At 68.1% G+C, this 22,810-nt stretch carries 24 protein-coding genes; 19 read left to right on the top strand and 5 right to left on the bottom strand.

The genetic code is table 11. From position 1 onward, the window contains the following. Nucleotides 1–6 precede the first annotated feature (6 nt). Genes HIV01_RS18340 through HIV01_RS09335 form a run of 4 tightly spaced genes read left to right on the top strand, consistent with a single transcriptional unit; the run spans nucleotide 7 to nucleotide 5,630 of the window. On the top strand, nucleotides 7–2,415 hold the full coding sequence (locus HIV01_RS18340) for a response regulator (protein WP_425600272.1): 2,409 nt from the start codon (nucleotides 7–9) through the stop codon (nucleotides 2,413–2,415). Further along, nucleotides 2,408–3,973, top strand: a complete 1,566-nt coding sequence (locus tag HIV01_RS09345) for a chemotaxis protein CheB (RefSeq protein ID WP_207526908.1) — start codon at nucleotides 2,408–2,410, stop codon at nucleotides 3,971–3,973. The genes HIV01_RS18340 and HIV01_RS09345 overlap by 8 nt, the downstream gene beginning before the upstream one ends. 23 nt (nucleotides 3,974–3,996) lie before the next feature. Then, nucleotides 3,997–4,548 carry a chemotaxis protein CheW gene (locus HIV01_RS09340; RefSeq protein ID WP_200606636.1) on the top strand — a complete coding sequence of 184 codons (552 nt, stop codon included), beginning with the start codon at nucleotides 3,997–3,999 and terminating at the stop codon, nucleotides 4,546–4,548. Further along, the gene (locus tag HIV01_RS09335; protein ID WP_200606635.1) at nucleotides 4,545–5,630 is read left to right on the top strand and encodes an acyltransferase family protein; all 1,086 of its coding nucleotides are present in this window, start codon (nucleotides 4,545–4,547) and stop codon (nucleotides 5,628–5,630) included. Before HIV01_RS09340 ends, HIV01_RS09335 begins: the two co-directional genes overlap by 4 nt. A gap of 3 nt (nucleotides 5,631–5,633) precedes the next feature. On the opposite strand, the gene HIV01_RS09330 is transcribed toward HIV01_RS09335, so the two are convergent. Continuing rightward, nucleotides 5,634–6,371 carry a 16S rRNA (uracil(1498)-N(3))-methyltransferase gene (locus tag HIV01_RS09330; protein ID WP_200606633.1) on the bottom strand — a complete coding sequence of 246 codons (738 nt, stop codon included), beginning with the start codon at nucleotides 6,369–6,371 and terminating at the stop codon, nucleotides 5,634–5,636. Beyond that, complete coding sequence (gene bioA / locus HIV01_RS09325) at nucleotides 6,362–7,792, bottom strand: adenosylmethionine--8-amino-7-oxononanoate transaminase (RefSeq protein ID WP_200606632.1); 1,431 nt, start codon at nucleotides 7,790–7,792, stop codon at nucleotides 6,362–6,364. The genes HIV01_RS09330 and bioA overlap by 10 nt, the downstream gene beginning before the upstream one ends. Nucleotides 7,793–7,860: 68 nt before the next feature. Between bioA and nudE the strand changes: the two genes are divergently transcribed. Genes nudE through mazG form a run of 3 tightly spaced genes read left to right on the top strand, consistent with a single transcriptional unit; the run spans nucleotide 7,861 to nucleotide 10,024 of the window. Beyond that, nucleotides 7,861–8,412, top strand: coding sequence for an ADP compounds hydrolase NudE (nudE, locus tag HIV01_RS09320; protein ID WP_200606631.1), 552 nt, complete (start codon nucleotides 7,861–7,863; stop codon nucleotides 8,410–8,412). Beyond that, on the top strand, nucleotides 8,409–9,206 hold the full coding sequence (gene cysQ, locus HIV01_RS09315; protein ID WP_200606630.1) for a 3'(2'),5'-bisphosphate nucleotidase CysQ: 798 nt from the start codon (nucleotides 8,409–8,411) through the stop codon (nucleotides 9,204–9,206). Before nudE ends, cysQ begins: the two co-directional genes overlap by 4 nt. A 5-nt stretch (nucleotides 9,207–9,211) precedes the next feature. After that, nucleotides 9,212–10,024: a nucleoside triphosphate pyrophosphohydrolase gene (mazG, locus tag HIV01_RS09310; RefSeq protein ID WP_245156759.1), complete on the top strand. Its 813-nt coding sequence runs from the start codon at nucleotides 9,212–9,214 to the stop codon at nucleotides 10,022–10,024. Between the two features lie 26 nt (nucleotides 10,025–10,050). On the opposite strand, the gene HIV01_RS09305 is transcribed toward mazG, so the two are convergent. Continuing rightward, nucleotides 10,051–10,602, bottom strand: coding sequence for a M23 family metallopeptidase (locus HIV01_RS09305; protein WP_200606628.1), 552 nt, complete (start codon nucleotides 10,600–10,602; stop codon nucleotides 10,051–10,053). 453 nt (nucleotides 10,603–11,055) lie between these two features. On the opposite strand from HIV01_RS09305, the gene HIV01_RS09300 reads away from it, so the two are divergent. Then, the gene (locus tag HIV01_RS09300) at nucleotides 11,056–11,358 is read left to right on the top strand and encodes an Mpo1-like protein (RefSeq protein ID WP_200606627.1); all 303 of its coding nucleotides are present in this window, start codon (nucleotides 11,056–11,058) and stop codon (nucleotides 11,356–11,358) included. Nucleotides 11,359–11,389: 31 nt separating this feature from the next. Here HIV01_RS09300 and HIV01_RS09295 read toward each other — a convergent pair whose 3' ends face one another. Further along, complete coding sequence (locus HIV01_RS09295; RefSeq protein ID WP_200606626.1) at nucleotides 11,390–11,731, bottom strand: DMT family protein; 342 nt, start codon at nucleotides 11,729–11,731, stop codon at nucleotides 11,390–11,392. A 109-nt stretch (nucleotides 11,732–11,840) separates the two neighbouring features. Here HIV01_RS09295 and HIV01_RS09290 point away from each other — a divergent pair, with 109 nt between their 5' ends. The 6 genes from HIV01_RS09290 to HIV01_RS09265 all read left to right on the top strand — a co-directional run bounded on the left by HIV01_RS09290 (nucleotide 11,841) and on the right by HIV01_RS09265 (nucleotide 18,648). Continuing rightward, the gene (locus tag HIV01_RS09290) at nucleotides 11,841–12,557 is read left to right on the top strand and encodes a response regulator transcription factor (protein ID WP_158733290.1); all 717 of its coding nucleotides are present in this window, start codon (nucleotides 11,841–11,843) and stop codon (nucleotides 12,555–12,557) included. Nucleotides 12,558–12,569: 12 nt separating this feature from the next. Then, nucleotides 12,570–13,841, top strand: coding sequence for a sensor histidine kinase (locus tag HIV01_RS09285; RefSeq protein ID WP_200606625.1), 1,272 nt, complete (start codon nucleotides 12,570–12,572; stop codon nucleotides 13,839–13,841). 124 nt (nucleotides 13,842–13,965) lie between these two features. Continuing rightward, nucleotides 13,966–15,540, top strand: a complete 1,575-nt coding sequence (locus tag HIV01_RS09280) for an efflux RND transporter periplasmic adaptor subunit (RefSeq protein WP_200606624.1) — start codon at nucleotides 13,966–13,968, stop codon at nucleotides 15,538–15,540. Next, nucleotides 15,537–16,247: an ABC transporter ATP-binding protein gene (locus HIV01_RS09275; RefSeq protein ID WP_200606623.1), complete on the top strand. Its 711-nt coding sequence runs from the start codon at nucleotides 15,537–15,539 to the stop codon at nucleotides 16,245–16,247. Before HIV01_RS09280 ends, HIV01_RS09275 begins: the two co-directional genes overlap by 4 nt. Next, the gene (locus HIV01_RS09270) at nucleotides 16,244–17,485 is read left to right on the top strand and encodes an ABC transporter permease (protein ID WP_200606622.1); all 1,242 of its coding nucleotides are present in this window, start codon (nucleotides 16,244–16,246) and stop codon (nucleotides 17,483–17,485) included. Before HIV01_RS09275 ends, HIV01_RS09270 begins: the two co-directional genes overlap by 4 nt. 176 nt (nucleotides 17,486–17,661) lie before the next feature. Then, nucleotides 17,662–18,648: an isoaspartyl peptidase/L-asparaginase family protein gene (locus tag HIV01_RS09265; protein ID WP_245156991.1), complete on the top strand. Its 987-nt coding sequence runs from the start codon at nucleotides 17,662–17,664 to the stop codon at nucleotides 18,646–18,648. 27 nt (nucleotides 18,649–18,675) lie between these two features. On the opposite strand, the gene HIV01_RS09260 is transcribed toward HIV01_RS09265, so the two are convergent. Further along, nucleotides 18,676–18,978, bottom strand: coding sequence for a putative quinol monooxygenase (locus HIV01_RS09260; RefSeq protein WP_200606619.1), 303 nt, complete (start codon nucleotides 18,976–18,978; stop codon nucleotides 18,676–18,678). Between the two features lie 333 nt (nucleotides 18,979–19,311). Between HIV01_RS09260 and HIV01_RS09255 the strand changes: the two genes are divergently transcribed. The 5 genes from HIV01_RS09255 (at nucleotide 19,312) to HIV01_RS09235 (ending at nucleotide 22,749) form a co-directional block, all read left to right on the top strand. Further along, entirely contained in the window at nucleotides 19,312–19,692 is a 381-nt protein-coding gene (locus tag HIV01_RS09255; RefSeq protein ID WP_200606617.1) for a diacylglycerol kinase, read from the top strand. Between the two features lie 77 nt (nucleotides 19,693–19,769). Further along, entirely contained in the window at nucleotides 19,770–20,507 is a 738-nt protein-coding gene (locus HIV01_RS09250; RefSeq protein ID WP_200606616.1) for a TerC family protein, read from the top strand. Between the two features lie 174 nt (nucleotides 20,508–20,681). Continuing rightward, on the top strand, nucleotides 20,682–21,320 hold the full coding sequence (locus HIV01_RS09245) for a LemA family protein (protein ID WP_200606615.1): 639 nt from the start codon (nucleotides 20,682–20,684) through the stop codon (nucleotides 21,318–21,320). Nucleotides 21,321–21,365: 45 nt separating this feature from the next. Beyond that, the gene (locus tag HIV01_RS09240) at nucleotides 21,366–22,259 is read left to right on the top strand and encodes a TPM domain-containing protein (RefSeq protein ID WP_200608420.1); all 894 of its coding nucleotides are present in this window, start codon (nucleotides 21,366–21,368) and stop codon (nucleotides 22,257–22,259) included. 1 nt (nucleotide 22,260) lies between these two features. Next, a complete protein-coding gene (locus HIV01_RS09235; RefSeq protein ID WP_200606614.1) occupies nucleotides 22,261–22,749 on the top strand; it encodes a TPM domain-containing protein in 489 nt (162 codons plus the stop codon). Nucleotides 22,750–22,810: the final 61 nt, after the last annotated feature.

Raw genomic sequence — 22,810 nt, 5'->3', positions numbered from 1 at the left:
GCTGCGTTGATCGCACACGCACTGGCCGCCAGCGACGATCCGGACGAAGCGCTGGACCTGAGCGGGCTGGACCCGGAACTGGTCGACATCTTCGTCGAGGAAGCCAGCGACCTGCTCGACCACTCCGACGGCCTGCTGGCGCAGCTGCGCCAGGCACCGGGTGACCGCGAGCCAGTGGTGGGCCTGCAGCGCGACCTGCACACCATCAAGGGTGGCGCGCGCATGGCCGGCATCATGGCCGTGGGCGAACTCGGCCACGCCATGGAATCGCTGCTCGAAGCCGTGGCCGAACAACGCTGCGAACTCGGCCGCGATGGCGTGCCGCTGCTCGAGCACGGTTTCGATCGCCTCCATGCCATGGTCACCCGTGTCGGCGAACGCCGCGCGATTGCCATGCCGGATGAACTGATCGCGCAATTCGACGCGCGTGCCCGCGGCCAGGCCTACGTGCCGGCGGTGCAGGACGACGTCGTCAAGGCGGCCCCTGTCGCGGTGGAAGCACCGCAGCACGTCGAACTCAAGCCGCTGTCGGCGCCGATCAGCGATGCTCCGGCCACCGACGACGACGACATCGGCGTTCGCGCTCCGCAGGAACAGGTGCGCATCCGCGCCGACCTGCTCGATCGCCTCGTCAACTACGCCGGTGAGGTCGCGATCTACCGCGCCCGACTCGAGCAGCAGCTCGGTGCGTTCCGCGGCGCCATCGCGGAAATGGCAGCGACCAACACGCGTATGCGTGACCAGCTGCGTCGACTGGAAATCGAAACCGAAGCGCAGATCGTCGCCCGCTACCAGCGCGAAGGCGACCTGGCCGAGCAGGCATTCGATCCGCTCGAGCTCGACCGCTTCTCCAACCTGCAGCAGCTGTCGCGTGCACTGGCCGAATCGGCCGCTGACCAGACCAGCCTGCAGACCACGCTCGACGACCTGACCCGCCAGTACGAAACCCTGCTGCTGCAGCAGTCGCGCGTGAGCTCGGAACTGCAGGAAGGCCTCATGCGCACGCGCATGGTGCCGTTCGACGGCCTGCTGCCGCGCCTGCGCCGCGTGGTCCGCCAGGCTTCGGGCGAACTGGGCAAGAACGTCCAGCTCAAGCTCGACGGTACCCAGGGCGAACTCGACCGCAACGTGCTCGAGCGCATGACCGCGCCGCTGGAACACCTGCTGCGCAACGCGGTCGCGCACGGCCTGGAAACGCCGGACAAGCGCCGCAAGGCCCACAAGCCGGAAGAGGGCACGATCCGCATCGCGGTCCGCCGCGAAGGTTCGGAAGTGGTGCTGGAAGTCGGCGACGACGGTGCCGGCCTCGACCGCGCCGCGATCCGACGCCGTGGCGAAGAGCGTGGCCTGGTCCGCGCCGACGCGGTGCTGTCCGATGCCGCCCTCGATGCACTGATCCTGGAACCGGGCTTCTCCACCGCCGATGCCGTCAGCCGCCTGTCCGGCCGCGGCGTGGGCATGGACGTGGTCGCCAGCGAAGTGCGCCAGCTCGGCGGCACGCTCGACATCCATTCGGTCCCGGGCAAGGGCGTCAACTTCACCCTGCGCCTGCCGCAGACGCTCGCGGTCACCCAGGCCGTGTTCGTCCGCATCGGCGAGACCACCTTCGCCGTGCCGATCGCCTCGGTCCGCGGCGTCGGCCGCATCGCCCGCGACCGCCTCGACATGGCCGATGCGACCTACCGCTACGGCGGCGAGGACTACACCGTCCACGACCTCGGCTCGCTGGTCGGCCACGGCACTGCAAAGGCCGAAGGCCACCTGCAGATGCCGCTGCTGCTGATCCGCTCCGGTGACCTGCGCGCCGCGGTCTGCGTCGACCAGGTCGTCGGCAACCGCGAAATCGTGGTGAAGGCCGTCGGTCCGCAGGTCGCTTCGGTGCCGGGCATCTTCGGCGCGACCATCATGGGTGACGGCCGCGTGGTCGTGATCCTCGACGTCGCTCCGCTGGTGCGCCGCCAGATGCTGCTGCCGCGCGATCACGTGCCGGTTGTTGTCGCGCCGGTCGAACAGCGCCGCGTGCCGCTGGTGATGGTGGTCGACGACTCGGTGACGATGCGCAAGGTCACCGGCCGCGTGCTGGAACGCCACAACTTCGAGGTCCTGACCGCGAAGGACGGCATCGACGCCCTGGAACGCATGGCCGACCGCGTGCCGGACCTGATGCTGCTCGACATCGAAATGCCGCGCATGGACGGCTACGAGCTGGCCACCGCCATGAAGGGCGATTCGCGCCTGCGTGGCGTGCCGATCGTGATGATCACCTCGCGTACCGGCGACAAGCATCGCCAGCGCGCGTTCGAGATCGGTGTCGAGCGTTACCTCGGCAAGCCGTACCAGGAGCCGGAACTGATCCGCAACGTTTACGAACTGCTCGGTATCAATGCGCAGGGAGCATCTCGCGGCCATGAGTGAGTCTTCGCGTCGCGCGGTACTGCTGGCGCGACCGGGCGCGGCATGCGAACGCCTGCGCTCGGCGCTGTCCGATGCCGGCACGCAGCTGGTACTGGAAGCGGATCCGACCACGCTCGATCCGTCCGCACTCGGACTGGCGGCACCGCAGGTGATCGTGGTTGCCCTCGACGCGGTCACCGAGGATGCCATCGAGCGGTTCGATCCCGTGCTGGCCGATCCCGCGGTTGAAGTGATTTACGAAGAGGCGGCACTGGCCGCCTCACGCGAGGGCTGGGACCTGGCGCGCTGGAGCCGGCACCTGTCGGCAAAGCTGCAGGGGCATGGCGACGTGCTCCCGCCCGGCCACGAGCCGGAAGGCGAGGGCGACGGCGATGCCTTCGTTGCGCCGGAGCCTGCGCGTGTCGCTGCGCCAGTCGCTGTCGCGACGGCCGAAACCGTTGCTTCGCCTGTCGTGGTGGCTGCACCGATTCCGGCACCTGCTCCCGTTGCGGCCCCGGTCGAGACGATGGCCCTCAGCCCGTTCGACCCGGTAGCCGCGGAACTCGATTACGCGCCGCCGATTGCCGTGGCAAACACGCCATCGTTGATGGCGGCCGAGTCCCTCGATGCCATCGAGATGCCGCTGCTCGACGAGCGAGGCATGGTCTCGACCGACGCCGACGCGCTGGTGATCGAGCCGTTCGAATCCAGTTTTGATTACGAGATCGCTCCGGCGGCCGAACCCATCGTGGTCGAGCTGCTCGACGACGGTGCGTTCGAGATGCCGGTGGCGTCGACTGACCGCGCCGTTGCGGCCGAGCCGGTCCTGCTGTTCGAAGCCAGCCGCTCGCTCGACATCGCCAGTGACGACCTCGCTCCGGTTGCGCCGGCTTCCGCCGCGACCGCGCCGCTGGCTCCGGACTGGTCGTTTGCCGACGAGACTTCCGGCACCACCGCCAGCACCGACACACCTGCGGCGAACAATCTGTTCAAGCGCGACCTGGGCGATCTGGAAACACGCATCTCCGCGCTGGAGCTGGTCGAAGACCGGCCGACCGTGCACAACAACGGCGCAGTGCTGGTTCTGGCCGGCATCGGCGGACCCGATGCCGTGCGCCAGCTTCTCGGCGCGCTGCCTGATTCCTTCCCGCGCCCGGTGATGGTGCAGCAGCGTCTCGACGGCGGCCGTTATGACCGGCTGGTCGCGCAGATGCAGCGCGCCACGCCGTTGCAGGTAAGGCTGGCCGAGCCGGGCCTGCTGGCAATGGCCGGAACGATCTACATCCTGCCGGCCGAGATCGGCATTGTTGTCAACGAGTCCGGCATTCGTTTCATCGAAGGCGAGGGCGATGTCATCGCCGCGTTGCCGTCCGCGGATTCGGCGGTGCTGCTGCTCAGCGGCAGCGACCCGGCGCGCGTGGATGCCGTGATGAATCACTCCTGGGCCGGCGCGCTGGTGGCCGGCCAGGCGCCGGACGGCTGCTATGACGCTGCGGCCTCGACCGCACTGATCGCACGCGGCGGCGTCGCCGGGCAACCGGTCGAGCTGGCCGAACGTCTGATCGCACGTTGGCGTTGAGCGGGCAGACCAGGAACCTACAGATGCCGAATCGAAACCACTCCAATCATTCCGCCGGCAAGCATGCGGCGACGGTGCCAGTTGCAGGAAGCCCGGCTTTCGGAGGGCCCGCCGTCGAAAACGACATCCGCGGCGTCCTGATCCAGGTCGCCGGTGGCCGCCTGCTGCTGCCCAACGCGACGATCGCCGAAGTGCTGTCGTACGCGGAACCCGAGCCGCTGGCCGACGTGCCGGACTGGCTGCTGGGCCGCATGCGCTGGCGCGGCTGGCAGCTGCCGCTGGTGGCGTTCGCGCGACTGGCCGGCCTGGCCGACGAACGCGGCGGACTGGGCAGCAAGGTCGTGGTGTTGCGCGCCTTGGGCGGCAATCCGCGCGCGCCGTACTTCGCCATGCTGACGCAGGGCTTCCCGCGCCTGGTGACCGTGTCGCGTGACACCCTGGTGGTGGTCGACGACACCCAGTCGCTGCCCAACGGCGTACAGGCGCGCGTGCTGCTCAACGAAGACGCGGCGTTCCTGCCCGACCTGGAATCGATCGAGGCGCAGGTCAGCGCGGTGCTGGTGCAGGCGGCTTGAGCGCATCACCGGCGGCGACGCCGGCGCGGTTCGCGTCGGTCGATGCACTTCGCGGCATCACGGTCGCCGCGATGCTGCTGGTCAACAACCCGGGTGACTGGGGCCACGTCTACGCGCCGCTGCTGCACGCGCATTGGCATGGCTGTACGCCGACCGACCTGATCTTCCCGATGTTCCTGTTCATCGTCGGCGTGTCGATCACGCTGGCGCTGGTACCGCGCCTGGAGCGTGGCGATGCTCAGGCCGCGCTGACGCGCACGGTGCTGGTCCGCGCCACGCGCATCGTCGGCCTCGGCCTGCTGCTGCACCTGTGCGCGCTGTGGGCGTTCGACCTGGCGCACTACCGGGTGATGGGAGTCCTGCAGCGGATCGGCCTGTGCTTCGCCGCCGCGGGCCTGCTGGCGCTGCATGCGCGGCCACGCACGCAGTGGCTGGTGCTCGCCGCGTTGCTGATCGGCTATGGCGCACTGCTCGCCGCCGGCGGCAGCTATGAACCCTTCGTCAATCTCGCCAGCCGCATCGATCATGCGCTGCTCGGCGTTCACGTCTACCAACTCGATCCGGCCAGCGGCCGCGGCCACGATCCCGAGGGCGTGGTCAGCACGCTGGGTGCGCTGGCGACGACCGTGCTCGGCATGCGTGCCGGTGACTGGCTGCGGCGCCGAGAATCGCGTGCGCTGTGGCTGGCCGGCGCGATCGTCATGGCGCTGGGCCTGGCCTGGTCGTGGTGGCAGCCGTTCAACAAGAACCTGTGGACGCCGTCGTACGTGCTGTGGACCGGGGGCATCGCCTGCTGGGTGCTGGCCGCCGTGCACTGGCTGGTCGATCGCAAGGGGCTGCCTGCGCTGGGGCGCGCGTTCGGCGTCAACGCGATCGCGGCCTATGCCGGATCGGCGTTCATGCTTTACGCGCTGGTCGCGGGCGGTTGGCTGGAGCCGTTGTATCGGGTCGGTTTCGCCCACTGGATGACGCCGCGATGGGGACCGTACGTGCCGTCGCTGGCGTTCGCGATTGCGTTCGTTGCGGTGTGGTGGGTGGTGGTGCGCGTGCTCGATGCGCGACGGATCTACTTCAAGATCTGATCGCTACTGCAAATCCCCGAACCGCGCCTGCAGCGCCGCAATCGCCGCCAACCCGGCGCTTTCGGTGCGCAGGATGCGCGGCCCGAGGCGCAACCCAAGGAACCCCGCTGCGCGCAATTGCTCGCGATCCAAAGGCGACCAGCCGCCTTCCGGGCCAATCGCCAGGTACACCGGCGCACCGGTATCCAGCGACAGGCTCGAGAACGCCAGCTCGCCTTCCGGATCGAGGATCAGGCGCAGGCCGCCGGCGGGCAGGGCAGCCAGCGTCGCCTGCAGCGTCACCGGTGCGGACACGGCAGGCACGACTGCGCGACCGCTCTGCTCGCACGCCGAGGACACCACGCTGCGCCAATGCGCCAGCCGCTTCTCCGCGCGCGCTTCGTCCAGCTTCACTTCGCTGCGCTGCGACCACAGCGGATGAAATGCGGCGGCGCCCAGTTCGGTCGCCTTCTGCAGGATCAGGTCCATCTTCTCGCCGCGCGCGACGCCCTGCAGCAGAACGAGCTGGAGCGGCGACTCACGCAGCACCGGCTTGGCGGCGTCGACCGCCACCCGCAGCTCGCGCTTGCCCAGGGCCACGATCCGCGCCGCGTAGTCGTGGCCATCGCCGTTGAACAGCACGCAGGCATCGCCGACGCCCAGGCGCAGCACGCGCCCCAGGTGGGCGGCCGCGCTTTCGGGCAGGACGACTTCGCTGCCGGCCGCCAGTGGCTGGTCGACGTGGACACGGGTCAGGCGCATGCGGTGGCCTCGTCGATGGCGGCGCGGGTGGTGTCGGCGAGCAGCTGCAAGGCCGCTTCGTCGACGCAGTAGGGCGGTATCCAGTACAGCACGTCGCCCAGCGGACGCAGCAGCACGCCGCGCTCCAGTGCGGCGCGGTAGGCACGCAGGCCCACGCGCAGTGCAGGATCGAAGCTGGCGCGACGGTCGCCGCCCGGGGTCAGCTCGAAGGCGACGATCATGCCGGCCTGGCGCACATCGGCCACATGGCGATGCTCGGCCAGTGGCGCCGCAAGGGTCGCCATGCGCGCGGCGGTGGCGCGGTTGCGGTTGAGGATGTCGTCGCTGGCGAAGATGTCGAGGCTGGCCAGTGCCGCCGCGCACGCGAGCGGGTTGCCGGTGTAGCTGTGCGAATGCAGGAACGCCTTCTCGCGCGAGTCGTCGAGGAAGCCGTCGTAGATGGTCTGCGTCGCCAGCACCGCCGCCAGCGGCAGCGCGCCGCCGGTCAGGCCCTTGGACAGGCACAGCAGGTCCGGCTGCACGCCGCTTTGCTCGCTGGCGAACAGCGTGCCGGTGCGACCGAAGCCGACGGCGATCTCGTCGCAGATCAGGAACACGCCGTGCGCATCGCACAGCTCGCGTGCGAGCTTCAGGTACACCGGATCATGCATGCGCATGCCACCGGCGCACTGCACGCGTGGCTCGAGGATCAGTGCGCAGACTTCGTTGCCATGGCGTTCAAGCAATTCGCGCAGACCATCGGCGGCGTGACGCGCGCGTTCCTCCGGCGTCTCGCCGGCTTCGCACAGGTAGGCATCGGGTGACGGAGCGAACAGGGCTTCGGCCAGCAATGGCGCATAGACGCGGCGGTACAGCGGGATGTCGCCGACCGCGAGCGCGCCCAGGGTCTCGCCGTGGTATCCGTTGTCGAGCGCAATGAACTTGGTCCGGCCCTCGATTCCGCGATTGCGGAACCAGTGGAAGGCCATCTTCAGCGCGACCTCGACACCGGCCGAACCGTTGTCGGCGTAGAAGACCTTGCTCAGCGGTTCACGGCCGGTTTCGCGCGGCGCGATGGCGAGCAGGCGCTCGGCCAGCTCGACCGCGGGCGCATGCGAGCAGCCGGCCAGGATCACGTGCTCGAGCGTCATCGCCTGCTGGGCGATGGCGGCGGCGATGCGCGGCTCGGCGTGGCCGAACAGGTTGGTCCACCAGCTGCTGATCGCGTCGAGATAGCGACGGCCGTCGCGACCCACCAGCCAGGCGCCTTCGCCACGCGCGATCGGCAGCAGCGGCAGGGTCCCGGGATGCTCGCGCATCTGCGTGCACGGGTGCCACAGCACCGCCAGGTCGCGGTCGCGCCAGTGCTCGGCATCGCCGTCGCCACCTGCCGGGACACCGGCCTCTGCTAGCATCGCCTTATCGTGAGTGTTCTTCTGCATCCCACCATTATCCTGCCTGGCGGCGCGCGGTGCAGCGCAGCGGCCGGGGCCTGCCATGGAACCTGGCCATGAGCCGCCGGCTACCCACCATCCACAGCATCACCGAGCATGACGCCGGTCCGTACCGGCTCGAACGCCTTGATCTCGAGTTCGCCAATGGCGAGCGTCGCCATTACGAGCGCCTGCACGGGCGCGGCCACGGCGCGGTGGTTGTCGTGCCCCTGCTCGATGACGACACCGTGTTGCTGGTGCGCGAATACGCCGCCGGCATGCACCGCTACGAGCTGGGCCTGGTCAAGGGCCGGATCGACGCCGGCGAGACACCCGAGCAGGCCGCCGACCGCGAGCTCAAGGAAGAGGCCGGCTACGGCGCGCGCTCGCTCAACGTGCTGCGCTCGCTGACGCTGGCGCCGACCTACATGAGCCACCAGGCGCACCTGGTGCTGGCGCGCGACCTGTACCCGGAGCGACTGCCCGGCGACGAGCCCGAAGAGCTGGAAGTGGTGCCGTGGAAGCTCGACGACCTGCACCAGCTGATCCTGCGCGAGGACTTCTCCGAAGGCCGCAGCATCGCCGCCCTTTTCATTGCCCGCGAGTGGCTGAGGACGCACCAGACATGATTTCCCACGAGTTGCGCGAGGGCGTGATCGCGCTGGCGCACGATGCCGCCGCCGCGATCCTGGGCATCTACGACAGCGATTTCGCCGTGCAGCACAAGGACGACGATTCGCCGTTGACCGCCGCCGACCTGGCCGCGCACCGCTGCATCGTCGACGGCCTGGCGCGGCTGACGCCTGACATCCCGGTGCTGTCGGAGGAATCCGCGCACGAAGTTCCGACCGCGCAGCGACGGCAGTGGCAGCGCTCGTGGATGGTCGACCCGCTCGATGGCACGCGCGAGTTCGTCAAGCGCAATGGCGAGTTCACCGTCAACATCGCCCTGATCGAAGACGGCGTTGCCGTGTTCGGCGTGGTGCAGGCGCCGGTGACCGGCGTGCTCTGGCACGGCGGCGCCACGCTCGGTGCCTTCCGCCGCGAAGGCAACCGCGACGAGGCGGTGCGTTCGCGCGCGCCGGCCACCTCGCCATTGCGTGTGGCGGCCAGCCGTTCTCATCGCGACACGCGCACCGAGGCGTTCATCGCGCGCATGGGCCAGGTCGAGCCGATCGGGCTGGGTTCGTCGCTGAAGTTCTGCACGCTCGCAGATGGCCGGCTGGATGTTTATCCGCGCTTCGGACCCACCAGCGAGTGGGATACCGCGGCCGGCCAGTGCGTGCTTGAAGGCGCCGGCGGCGTGGTGCTCGATCCGCAGGGACGTCCGTTCCGCTACAACCAGCGCGAAGGCATCCTCAACGGTGACTTCATCGCCCTGGGCGATCCCGCGCTGCCGTGGCGGCAATGGCTGGGCAACTGACCGACATGTCCGACATCGACCGTCTCCTCACCATCATGGCGCGCCTGCGCGACCCGCAAAGCGGTTGCCCGTGGGACGTGCAGCAGGATTTCGCCAGCATCGCGCCGTACACGATCGAGGAAGCCTACGAAGTGGCCGACGCGATCGACCGCGGCGACCTGGATGACCTGAAGGACGAACTGGGCGACCTGCTGCTGCAGGTGGTGTTTCATGCGCGCATGGCGCAGGAGCAGGGCGAGTTCGAATTCGCCGATGTGGTCGCCGCGATCAGCGACAAGATGGTGCGCAGGCATCCGCATGTGTTCGCCGATGCGGCAGTCGAAGGCGTCGAAGCGCAGACGGTAGCCTGGGAAGAACACAAGCGCCGCGAACGCGAGGACAGCGGCCACCAGGACCGCTCCGCGCTCGCAGGCATCGCCCGTGGCCTGCCCGAGTGGCAGCGTGCGGTGAAATTGCAGAAGCGCGCCGCGCGGGTCGGTTTCGACTGGCCCGACGTGACGCCGGTGATCGCCAAACTGCACGAAGAGATCGAGGAAGTGCGCGTCGAGTTTGCAGCGCTCGACGCCGATCCGGACGATGCCGCCGCGCGCGACCGGCTCGAGGACGAGATCGGCGACGTGCTGTTCGTCTGCGCCAATCTGGCGCGCCACGCCAAGGTCGACGTCGGTGCCGCGATGCGCCGGGCCAACCTGAAGTTCGAACGCCGCTTCCGCGCGATGGAGGCCCTGGCGGAAGCAGATGGCGCCGAGCTGGCCGGGCAGTCGCTGGAAGCCCAGGACCGCTATTGGGACCGGGCCAAGGCGGCAGAGAAGTCCTAGCCAGCGGCATCGCGACTGCCGGCTGGTCACAACCCGGCGACGTACTCCTGCGGGTCCACGCGCACACCGTCCTGGCGGACCTCGAAGTGCAGGTGGGGTCCGGTCGAACGCCCCGACGATCCCACCAGGGCGATCGGCTGCCCGGCCAGGATCGGCTCGCCCGTGCGCACCAGCAATCGTTCGTTGTGCGCATAGAGCGTGCTGCATCCGTCGCCATGATCGATCAGGACGAGGTTGCCGTAGTCCTTGCTGTAGGTCGCGCGCGCGACGATGCCGTCGGCGGTCGCGTGCACCGAGGTGCCGGGCGGCGCGGCGAAATCGATGCCGTTGTGGAACGCGGCACGGCGACGAAAAGGATCGGTGCGACGGCCAAAGCCGGAGGTTACCCGGATGGCGTCCAGCGGCAGCCGCATCGGGTAGATGCCCGGTTTCGCCGATTTGAATTCGAAGGTGTGCTGGTGCGACAACGCGACCGGTTCGGGCCGCGGCAAGGCGATGACCATCGTGGCTGCGCCGGGCAACGCCGCCGGCACGTGCGAGGCGGCAGGGCTGTCCTGGGCGGCCAGCACGATCGCCATCCCCGCACCTGCCAGATGCAGGCTGGCCCGCCACGCCGAGCGTTGTCGGCGCGCGCTGGAACGGGCGAAGGGAGGGGGCTGGCGGCGGTGACGGTGAAACATGGCGGAGGTCCGGTGACTGGCACCTTCCGCTGGCGCACACGCAACCTCACTGGCCGGGCGATGAGGGCCAGGGGCGGCGTATTGGGTGGAGGCGCCGGGTAGGGCGCCGGAGCGATGTATCGGGACGTCTTGTCCGGGGGCCATTGTCCGGTTGGCCGGCACACGGACCATCAGATCTGTCCCAAAGCGGGATTCGTCCCAAAGCCGGATTCGTCGCAAAGCGCGATTCGCCCTCAAACCACACCGGCTTGCTCCATCGTCGGCGCGGGTGCACGATCACGTCCGGACCGGCGGCGCTGTCGCCGCGGCGCAATGCGCACCGGTCCACATGGGGACATTGGGAGGAACACCGTGCCGCGTTTTGCCAGCTTCCGCGAGTTCTACCCGTACTACCTGGGCGAGCACAGTCATCGCACCAGCCGGCGCCTGCATTTCATCGGCAGTTGCGGGGTGCTGGCGCTGCTGGTGCTTGCCATCGTCGAGCGCAATGGCTGGTGGTTGCTGGCGGCGCTGGTGTGCGGTTACGGCTTTGCCTGGGTCGGGCATTTCTTCTTCGAGAAGAATCGCCCGGCCACGTTCCGCCACCCGTTCTATTCGTTCGCTGGCGACTGGGTGATGTTCAAGGACATCCTCAGCGGCAAGATCCCGTTCTGAAACACCGCTTTCCGACTGGCCTGTCCAGGAATCAATCCAGGAAGATCAGCCAGGCCGCCACGGCGATCAGGGCAAAGCCGGCCCAGTGGTTCCACTTGAGCGGCTCGCCCAGGTACCAGGCGGAGAAGCCGGCGAAGACCAGCAGGGTGATCACTTCCTGCATGCCTTTGAGCTGTGGCGCCGAGTAGACGGCACTGCCGAGCCGGTTGGCGGGCACCATCAGGCAGTACTCGAAGAAGGCGATGCCCCAGCTGACCATGATCGCCATGACCAGGGGGGTGGATTTGTACTTCAGGTGCCCGTACCAGGCAAAGGTCATGAAGAGGTTGGATCCCAGCAGCAGCAGGATCGGGTAAATGCGTTCGGCAGGCATGGGAAATCTTCGTCGTAAAGAATTCGTTCAGCTTAAGCACAGCACCTTCACGAAACATCCACACTCGCAAAGGCAGCCTTCACAAAGCTGAAGGGTTGGAGGGGTTTGCATGCAGGGTACCGGCACAAGGGACGGCGGTCTGGTCCTGATCGTGGAGGACAACCGCAACATCTCGGAGATGGTCGGCGAATACCTGGAGGGCCGTGGCTTCGAGGTGGACTATGCCAGCGACGGACTCGACGGCTACCGACTGGCGACCGAGAACAATTATGACGTGGTCGTACTGGATCTGATGCTGCCACGCATGGATGGCGTGGAGTTGTGCAAGAAGCTGCGCGAGGAAGCGCGCAAGTCGACGCCGGTGCTGATGCTGACCGCGCGCGACACGCTCGACGAGAAGCTCACGGGGCTGGGGGCAGGCGCCGACGATTACCTGACCAAGCCGTTCGCGATCCAGGAACTGGAGGCGCGCCTGCGCGCGCTGATCCGGCGCGAGCGTCGCCAGGTTGGCGGTGAGGTGCTCAAGGTCGCCGACCTCGTGCTCGATCCGGCCAGCCTGCGCGTGACCCGCGGCGGCAGCGAGCTGCAGCTTTCGCCGATTGGCCTGCGCCTGCTGACGATCCTGATGCGCGAGTCGCCGCGGGTGGTCAGTCGCCAGGAAATCGAGCGCGAGATCTGGGGCAACGGCCTGCCCGATTCGGACACCTTGCGCAGCCATCTGTACAACCTGCGCAAGACCATCGACAAGCCGTTCGACAAGCAACTGCTGCACACGGTGCAGAGTGCCGGCTACCGCGTTGCCGACATCTCGCAGCCACCCGAGTAAGACGGCAGCGCCATGCGGCACGGACTTCCGCGCAGGATCAAGCTTGCGTTCCTGACGCAGGCCTTGATCGGCAGCATCGTGATCACGGTGGGCATCCTGCTCGCCGGTGTCATCGTGCGGCAGGAAGTGATCGAGGAGCGCGTCCGCCAGGAGGCTCAGGCTTTCTGGAAGGCGTACGCGGTCGATCCGAACCATCGGCTGCCGAGCAGTTCGACGATGTCCGGCTATGTGGTGATCCCGGGCCAGGCCAATCCGAAACTGCCGGCCGAACTCAATGGGCTGGGTCCGGGCGTGCAGCGTCTGCCCGACAGCCGCAGCCTGGTCTACGTCGATCGCCGCCCGCAGGGAACGCTGTACCTGGTGTTCTCGGCGTGGATGGCCGACCAGTCGGTGCTGATGACCGGCCTGGTCTCGCTGCTGCTGTCGCTGGTCACCAGCGGCGTGCTGATCTGGTTGACCTACCGGACCTCGAAGCGACTGGTCACGCCGGTGAGCTGGCTGGCCAACCAGGTCGCGCATTGGGATCCACGCGACCCTGATGCCAGCGCGATCGCGCCGGCGCGATTGCCGGCCGATGCCAGCGACGAGGTTCGCAAGCTGTCGAAGGCGCTGACCGGTCTGTCCGAGCGCGTCAGCGATTTCGTCCGCCGCGAGCGCAACTTCACCCGCGATGCCAGCCACGAACTGCGCACGCCCCTCACCGTGATTCGCGTGGCCAGCGACCTGATGCTGGCCGACCCGGAAACCAGCCCGCGCGCGCAGCGATCGCTGGCGCGCGTGCAGCAGGCCGGGCGCGACATGGAGTCGGTGATCGAGGCCTTCCTGATCCTCGCCCGCGAAGCCGACGTGGCGCCGCAGAGCGAGGAGTTCGAGGTGCGCGACATCGTCGCCAGCGAAGTCGAGCGGATCCGGCCGATGCTGGCCGGGCGTCCGGTGGAAGTGCTGTTCCATGACGAGGGTGGCCCGCGACTGGTGGCGCCGCCGCACGTGCTGCGGGTCATGGTCGGCAACCTGCTGAGCAACGCGGTGCGCTTCACTGGTAGCGGACAGATCGAAGTGCGGGTGATGCCCGATCGCGTGGTGATCCGCGACAGCGGCATCGGCATGTCGCCGGAAGTGCTGGCCAAGGCCTTCGATCCGTTCTTCCGCGCCGAGTTTGCCGAAAGCGACGGCAAAGGCATGGGCCTGTCGATCGTGCGCAGGCTGGGCGAACGCTTCGGCTGGCCGGTGAGCCTGGCCAGCGAGCCGGGGCAGGGCACGACGGCGGTGATCCGGTTCCAGTAATCGTCTGGCAACGCGACGGCACGACCGGCCAGGGGTGACAATGCGCTGAACCAATTGGCACAGGCGCTGTCAACGCAACGCCACTTCAGGCGTTGGTGCCGGCATAACCCATGAATCGAGCCAAATGAGCGCAGCCCGCAAGTCCGTCCAGTCGCCGCACTCCCGCAAGTCCAACGTATGGATCCGTCGCGGCATCGCCGCTGCCGTCGTGCTCGCGCTGGCCGGTGGCGGCTGGTGGTACTTCCGCCAGCGCGACGCCGAAGCCGCCACCGGTGCCTACCGCACCGCGCCGGTGGAACGGGGCGACATCCGCGTCGCCATTTCCTCGACCGGCACGCTCAGCGCTATCTCGACCGTCACCGTCGGCAGCCAGATTTCCGGCCAGGTCACCGACGTGCTGGTCGATTTCAACGACCCGGTGAAACGCGGCCAGGTCATCGCCCGCATCGACCCCAAGACCTACCAGGCGCAGATCGCCCAGGGCAATGCCCAGATCGCCAACGCCCGCGCCGCGCTGTCGCAGGCGCAGGCGGCGCTGGTCAATGCCGAGCTCGACTACAGGCGCAAGGCCGACCTGGGCACGCGCCAGCTGGTTGCGCGCAGCGACGTCGACTTGGCCCGCGCCGCACTCGACCAGGCACGCGCGCAGGTCAACGCCGCGCAGGCGTCGATCCAGCAGCAGACCGCGTCCACCGAAACCACCCAGGTCAACCTCGACCGCACCGTGATCCGCTCGCCGGTCGACGGCGTGGTGCTCACGCGCAGCATCGAGCCGGGCCAGACCGTGGCCGCCAGCCTGCAGGCGCCGGAACTGTTCAAGATCGCCGAGGACCTGGCGAAGATGAAGATCGAACTGGCCGTGGACGAGGCCGACATCGGCCAGGTCCGCACCGGCCAGGGTGTGTCGTTCACCGTCGACGCGTTCCCCGATCGCCAGTTCCGCGGCACCGTCGAGCAGGTGCGCCTGTCGGCCACTACAACCAACAACGTCGTGACCTATCCGGTGGTGGTGACGGTCGACAACAGCGACGGCACGCTGCTGCCCGGTCTCACCGTCAACGCCGAGATCGAAGTCAGCCGCCGCGACGACGTGCTCAAGGTGTCCAACGCCGCGCTGCGCTTCAAGCCGGCCGACGATGCCGCCGGTGCCGGCGCCACGACGGCCGCACCGCAGCCGAATCGCCAGGGCGGCAGCGGCGTGATCGACGACCTCACCCGCACCGCAGCCACGCTCAAGCTCAACCCCTCGCAACAGGCGGCATTCGATGCTGCCGTCGCCGCGGTGCGCGAGCGCCAGGCCGCACGGCAGGCACAGGCGGCACAGTCCGGTGGCGGCAACCGCCTGTTCGGCGGCGGTGGTGGCGGCCGTGGCCCCGGCGGTGGCGGCATGGTCGTGACTGCTGGCGGAAGTGGCGGCGGCAACATGCAGGCGCAGATGCGCCAGCGCATGGCCGACCGCTTCCGCGAGGATTTCGCCCAGTTCCGCAACAGCCTCGACGACGCGCAGAAGGCGAAGTGGGATGGCGCCCTGGCGGGCCTGCTCAACGCCAAGCGCGCCCCTCTGTACCGCCTCGCCGGCGGCAAACCGGAAATGCTGATGGTGCGCATCGGCGCCAGCGATGGCAGCAGCACCGAAGTGTCCGGCGGCGGGCTCAAGCAGGGCGACCTGGTGGTGACCGGCGAGCGGGCACAGCAATGAGCGCCGGCGCTGCGACAACGCCGGCGGTGATCCTCACGCGCGGGCTGTGCAAGACCTACTCGGCGCATACCGAGGCCGAGGTGCAGGCCCTGCGCGATGTCGACATGCGCATCGATCGCGGCGAGTTCGTGGCGATCATGGGGCCGTCGGGTTCGGGCAAGTCGACGCTGATGAACCTGATCGGCTGCCTCGACACGCCCAGCGCCGGTTCGTACGAATGCGACGGTGTCGACGTCTCCACGCTCGACGCCGAAGAACTCGCGGTGCTGCGCCGGGACAAGATCGGTTTCGTCTTCCAGGGCTTCAACCTGTTGCCGCGGATGAGCGCGCTGGAGAACGTGGCGATGCCGCTGGGGTACGCGCAGGTGCCGCCGCATGAGCGCCTCGAGCGTGCCCGCGCGGCGCTGGTCGCGGTCGGCCTGGGCGAGCGCGTCGGCCATCGCCCCAGCGAGCTCTCCGGTGGCCAGCAGCAACGCGTCGCGATCGCCCGCGCCCTGATCAACCAGCCGCCGATCCTGCTGGCCGACGAACCCACCGGCGCGCTCGACAGCAAGACCGGCGAGGAGATCCTGGCGCTGTTCAAGCGCCTGCGCGATGACAACCACACCGTCGTGCTGATCACCCACGACGCCGAAGTCGCCGCGCACGCCGACCGCATCTACGTGATGCGCGACGGCGAGCTGCATGCGCAGGAGGACGCGGCATGAACTTCTCCGACATCCTGCGCACTGCCATCTACGCGCTGCGCGGCAACTGGATGCGCAGCGCGCTGACGTCGCTGGGCGTGATCATCGGCATCGCCGCGGTGATCGTGATGGTGTCGGTGGGGCAGGGCACGCAGGCCGAGATCGACAAGATGGTGTCGGGCCTGGGCTCGCAGCGCCTGGACATCAGCTCCGGTGCCGGTCGCGGCCCCGGCGGCGGTGGCGCGCGCATGAGCGCCTCGAGTTTCTTTACCCTCAACGAAGGTGATGTCGAGGCGATCCGCAGCGAGATCCCGGAAGTGCAGTTCGTCGCCGGCGCGCTGCGCGGCAACACCCAGGTCGTGTACGCGGAAAACAACGCGTCGACCAGCTGGCAGGGCGTGCAGCCGGACTTCTTCGACATCAACGGCTGGGCCATCGCCAACGGCGACGGGTTCGACGCGCAGGACTACACCAGCGCCGGCAAGGTGGTGATCCTGGGCGAGACGGTGCGGCGCACGCTGTTCGGCGACGAACCGGGCGTGGGCCAGACCATCCGCCTCGGGCGGGTGCCGTTCACCGTGGTCGCCACGCTCAAGCCCAAGGGCCAGGGCGGCTTCGGCCAGGACCAGGACGACGTGGTGATGGTGCCGTTGCAGACCGCGCGCCGGCGCCTTATGGGCGCGATGGGACTGCCGGCCGGTGCGGTGACGCAGATCGCGCTGACCGTGGCCGATGCCAAGGACCTCAGTTATGCGCAGGGCGAAGTGGAGGCACTGCTGCGCCAGCGCCACCGCATCAAGCCCGGCGAGGACGACGACTTCAACGTGCGCAACATCTCAGAGATCGTCGCCACGCGCACGGCGACGACGCGGTTGATGTCGCTGTTGCTGGGTGCGGTGGCGACGATCTCGCTGATCGTCGGCGGCATCGGCATCATGAACATCATGCTGGTGTCGGTGACCGAGCGCATCCGCGAGATCGGCCTGCGCATGGCGGTCGGTGCCGGCCCGTCGGACGTGCGCCGGCAGTTCCTGGCCGAGGCGATGCTGATCTCGCTGATCGGTGGCGCGCTGGGAATCGCGATCGGCATCGTCGGGGCATTGCTGGTCGGCAAGTTCGGTTCGCTGCCGGTGGCCTTGAACGGGCAGGTGATCGCGCTGGCGGCGAGCTTCTCGATCATGACCGGGCTGTTCTTCGGCTATTACCCGGCGCGCAAGGCTTCGCAGCTGGATCCGATCGAGGCATTGCGGCAGCAGTAGGCCGATCGTCGTCCCGGCGAAAGCCGGGACCCATTTGCTGCTGGGACGATCAAGATGGATCCCGGCGTTCGCCGGGATGACGTGATTGTTCGGCGGTATGCTCTGGCTTCCTCGCCGGACTCCGACCCATGCGCCTGCCGATCCTGATCTCGCTCCCGTTGCTCGCACTGTCTGCCATGACCGTCAACGCCCACGCCGCCGACCAGCCCGCCGCGCCGAAGACCGCACTGGTCATCCATGGCGGTGCCGGCTTCGTGCCGAAGGATTCGATCACCGAAGCGGAGCGTCGCGCCTACCACGCCGCGCTCAATCGCGCGCTCGATGCCGGCAATGCCGTGCTCAAGCGTGGCGGCAGTGCGCTCGACGCCGTCACCGCGGTGGTGGTCGTGCTGGAGGATGCGCCGCAATTCAATGCCGGCAAGGGCGCGGTGTTCAACGCCAAGGGTGGCCATGAGCTCGACGCCGCGATCATGGAAGGGCATACGCGTCGCGCCGGCTCGGTGGCCGGTGTCACCACGATCAAGAACCCGATCAAGCTCGCGCGCACCGTCATGGAACACAGCCCGCACGTGATGCTCGCCGGCGCCGGTGCCGAAGCGTTCGCCGACACCCGTCCGGAAATCGACCGCGTACCCAACAACTGGTTCGACACCGACAAGCGTCGCCAGCAACTCGAGAAGGCGCAGCGCGAGGAAGCGGCCAAGGGCAAGCGCGAGGCCAGTCGCTCACTCGACGATGCGCCGACCTATTTCGGCACCGTCGGCGCGGTCGCGCTCGATGCGCAGGGCCATATCGCCGCTGCCACCAGCACTGGCGGCATGACCAACAAGAAGTGGGGCCGCGTCGGCGATGCGCCGATCATTGGTGCAGGCACCTGGGCCGACGAGGGCTGTGGTGTGTCCGGCACGGGCTGGGGCGAGTACTACATCCGCAATGCGGTCGCGCACGACATCTGCGCGCGCGTGGCCTACCGCGGCGATTCACTGCAGGCGGCCGCGGAAGAAGTGGTGAACCGGATCGTTCCGGCCGCCGGCGGCGACGGCGGCGCCATCGCCATGGATCGCCAGGGCAACATCGCCATGCCGTTCAACAGCGGCAGCATGTTCCGCGGCTGGATCAGGACGGACGGCAGCCGCGGCACGGCGATCCACGAAGAAGAGTGACCCCTTCCCCCTGGCCGCCTGCGGCGGTCAGTGCGGCAGCTTGCTCGCCAGCAGGTCGACCCGGTCGATCTGCGGCGGCTGCGACAGCAGCTCGTCCGCGCGCGCCATCAGCGCCGCCGCGATCGGTCCATCCAGGTGCGCCTGGCGGCCGGCTTCGGTGTCGAACGTGTCGTAGATGCCGAAGCTGCTGGGGCCGAACCGGAGGGCGAACCAGGTGCGGGTCCCCGGTTCGGCCTCCGCCAGGGGCAGGGCGCTGCGGAGGAACTGTTCGAGCTGGTCTTCCTTGCCCGGTTTGGCCTCCAGCCTTGCCAGCAGAGCGCAACGGGACATGGCGGTTCTCCGGTGAGGGCGAGCGGTGACGGGCTGGTCCGTCAGGTTAGGCCGGGTACCGCTAATGGCACGCGAAAAACGCGTCAGGCGGGCATGGCCGGGTCCGTTCATGCGTCCGCGGGGCAGGGGCACGGGGCTTGTGGCAAAATCGGCCCCCTGCCGCGGCCCCGGGGCCGCGCCTCGAACCCCTTACAGACCCCATCCATGTCGAACTTCGAGCAGTCCCAGCACTTGTGCGAGCCGCCGGAGTCCCCTCAGGGTGGCGCAGGCAAACCGGTCGATCGCAGGCGGTCCAACCCTGCTGTTTCCCGTTCCGCGGACTGAGCGACCGACATGGCTGATGAGTTTGGGCACATGCCGCGCGGCCCCGCGCGCATCCTGAAGGCTGCCAGGTGGTCGATGCAGGGGCTGCGCGCGGCCTGGCTGCACGAGTCGTCGTTCCGGCTCGAGGTGTACCTGTTCGTCGTCCTGGCGCCGCTGGGCTGGTGGCTGGGGCAGACCGCGGTGGAGCGAGTGCTGCTGGTCGGTTCGATGCTGCTGGTGCTGAGCATCGAGTTGCTCAATTCGGCGGTGGAGGCGGTGATCGAGCGCTACGGTCCCGAGTTCCACGAGCTGGCGGGCCGGGCCAAGGACATGGGCTCGGCCGCGGTGTTCGTGTTGATGATGAATGTATTGCTGACCTGGGGTGCGATCGTCGTACCCCGCCTGTGGTGAATGCGCCCATCAGGGCATGTCGTTCGCCACGGGTATCCCGACCAGATTCTTAAAAGCCAAAGTGCAGGAAACCGCAAGTGATTGTTGAGCTGCTGACCGATCCGCAGGTATGGATCACCCTCGTTACCTTGAGCGCCATCGAGATCGTGCTCGGTATCGACAACCTCGTCTTCATTTCGATCGCGGTCAGCAAGCTGCCCTACACGCAGCGCGAGAAGGCACGCAAGTTCGGCATTGCCGTGGCCTGCATCACGCGTATTGCCTTGCTGCTGACGCTGGCCTGGCTGGCCGGCCTCACCCACGATCTGTTCACCATCCTCGGCCAGGGCGTTTCGGTGCGCGACCTGGTGCTGATCCTCGGCGGCGCGTTCCTGCTGGTGAAGGGTTCGATGGAGATCAAGGATCTGGTCGTCGGCGAGGGTGAGGCCGAGGACATCCACACCAAGCCGGTCGCGTCGTTCATGGGCGTGATCGCGCAGATCGCCGTGATCGACATCGTGTTCTCGCTCGACTCGGTCATTGCCGCGGTCGGCATGGCCAACCACACGCCGGTGATGGTCGCGGCGATCCTGCTCGCGGTCGCGGTGATGCTGTTGGCATCCAAGCCGCTGGGCAACTTCATCGACCACAACCCGACGATCAAGATGCTGGCGCTGGCCTTCATCGTGCTGGTCGGTGTGTACCTGATCGCCGATGGCTTCGAGGTGCATATCCCGAAGGGTTACATCTACGGTGCGATGGGTTTCTCGGCGCTGGTCGAGTGCCTGAACCTCTGGGCGAAGCGACGCGCGCAGCGTCGCCTGCAGCCGGAGTAACCCGGCTGGCGGCTGGCGGCCGCTGGCACTGCTGGTTGCGTTGGGGCGTCGTCCGCCGGGCCGGGGATTGTGGCCGCGCTTGGTTACGCGTTCGTTATTCCGACATTGTCTGTTTGCATGCCGCCCCCGTAGATGCTGCAATGCCGGCCATCGTCACGGAAGGAGTCGCGCGTCATGACCCGGTTTATCCAAACGCTCGTCCTGGTCCTCATGGCCGCCACGCTCAGCGGCTGCGGATACAACACCATCCAGCAGAAGGACGAGGCCGTTAAGGCGGCCTGGTCGCAGGTGCTCAACGTCTACAAGCGCCGCGCCGACCTGGTGCCCAACCTCGTCGCGACCGTGAAGGGCTATGCCAGCCACGAGCAGCAGGTGCTGACCCAGGTCACCGAGGCGCGTTCGAAGGTCGGTAGCATCAACGTCAACGCCGACGATCCGGCGTCGCTGGCGAAGTTCCAGCAGGCGCAGGGCGAGCTGCAGAGCGCGATTGGTCGCCTGCTGGTCGTCAGCGAGAACTACCCGCAACTCAAGGCCGACCAGAACTTCCTGCAGCTGCAGGCCCAGCTGGAAGGCACCGAGAACCGCATCACCGTCGAGCGCCAGCGTTACATCGGCACGGTGCAGGACTACAACACCTACATCCGCCAGTTCCCGACCAACCTCACCGCGATGATGTTCGGCTACAAGCCCAAGCCCAACTTCTCGGTCGACAACGAGGCGCAGATCCAGGAAGCGCCCAAGGTCGAGTTCGGCCAGCCGGCGCAGCCGCAGCAACAGCAGCCTCAGCAACAGCCGGCACCGGCCAACGGCTGAGACCGGCGTGAGGCGTAGCGGAGCATTGCCGTGATCTGGCGGCGCATGCGGGTGCCGGTCGCGAGCTTCGTGACCTGGTTGCTGTTCGCGCTCGTTTCCGTGCAGGCGCAGCAGCTGGCTGCGATCCCGGCGATGACCTCGCCGGTGGTCGACACCACCGGCACGATAGACGCTGCCACTCGCCAGAAGCTCGAGGCGCAGGCGCTGGCATTGCAGCAGCGTAAAGGCAGCCAGCTGCAGGTGCTGGTGGTGCCGACCACGATGCCGGAGGACATCGCCCAGTACGCGGTGCGTGCCTTCGATCAGTGGAAGGTGGGACGCAAGGGCGTCGACGACGGTGTCCTGCTGGTGGTCGCCAAGGACGACCGTCGCGTGCGCATCGAGGTCGGTTACGGCCTGGAAGGCGCGATTCCCGATGCCACCTCCGCGCGCGTGATCCAGGAATACCTGGTGCCGAAATTCCGCGCCGGCGACTATGCCGGCGGCATCACCGATGCCAGCGGCGCGCTGGTCAAGCTGATCGACGGCGAGCCCTTGCCCGCGCCGATGGCCGAGCACCGTTCCGGGCGCGGCAACGGTGGCGGCGGCTGGCTGTTCGCGTTGTTCGTCGCCTTCATCGTCGCCCAGGTCGCGCGCGGCATCTTCGGCCGGGCGCCGTCGCTGCTGCGCGGCGTGATCGGGGCCGGTGCCGCCGGCGGCATCGCCTGGTTGATCTCGTCGATGTTCCTGGTCGGCGGCATCGGTGCGGCGATCGGTTTCTTCATGGGGCTGGCCAGTCTGCCGTCGGGACGCTACGCGCGTGACCGCGGTTATGGCGGCTTCGGTGGCTGGGGCGGTGGCGGCGGGTTTGGCGGTGGCGGTGGGGGCTTCGGCGGCGGTGGCGGCTGGGGTGGTGGCGGTGGCATGAGCGGAGGCGGTGGTGCCTCCGGGAGCTGGTGACATGCGGCTGTTCAAGCATCTGTTCCCGCCCTCTGCCAAGCGCCTTTTCCCGGGCGAGAGCCTGCAGCGCATCGCCAAGGCCATTGCCGACAGCGAGCTGGCCCATACCGGCGAGATCTGTTTCGCGGTCGACCCGAGCCTGCATCCGCGCCAGGTGATGTCCGGCGTGGAGGCGCGTGAGCAGGCGGCCGAAGTGTTCGCCCGGCTGCGCGTGTGGGACACCGAAGCCAACAACGGTGTCCTGCTCTATCTGCTGCTGGCCGACCATCGCATCGAGATAGTGGCCGACCGCGGCTTCGAGGGTCGCGTCAGTGCCGAGCAGTGGCGCGGTGTGTGCCAGCTGATCGAGGAGCGGTTGCGGGCGGGCGAGGCCGAGGCTGGCGTCATGGCCGGCATCGATGCGCTTTCGGCGCTGCTGGTCGAGCATTTCCCGCGAGGTGAAGGGCAGCACGACCGCAACGAACTGCCGGACCTGCCGTACATCCTCTAGGGCGGCGGAGAGGGCACAATAGGCGCCACGCTTCACGTCCTCCATCCAGAAGCCCGGAGCC

This window comes from Lysobacter arenosi, assembly GCF_016613475.2.
Taxonomy (GTDB): Bacteria; Pseudomonadota; Gammaproteobacteria; order Xanthomonadales; family Xanthomonadaceae; genus Lysobacter_J; species Lysobacter_J arenosi.
Note: the sequence above shows the minus strand (reverse complement) of the source record. Positions and strands in the feature narration are given on the sequence as shown.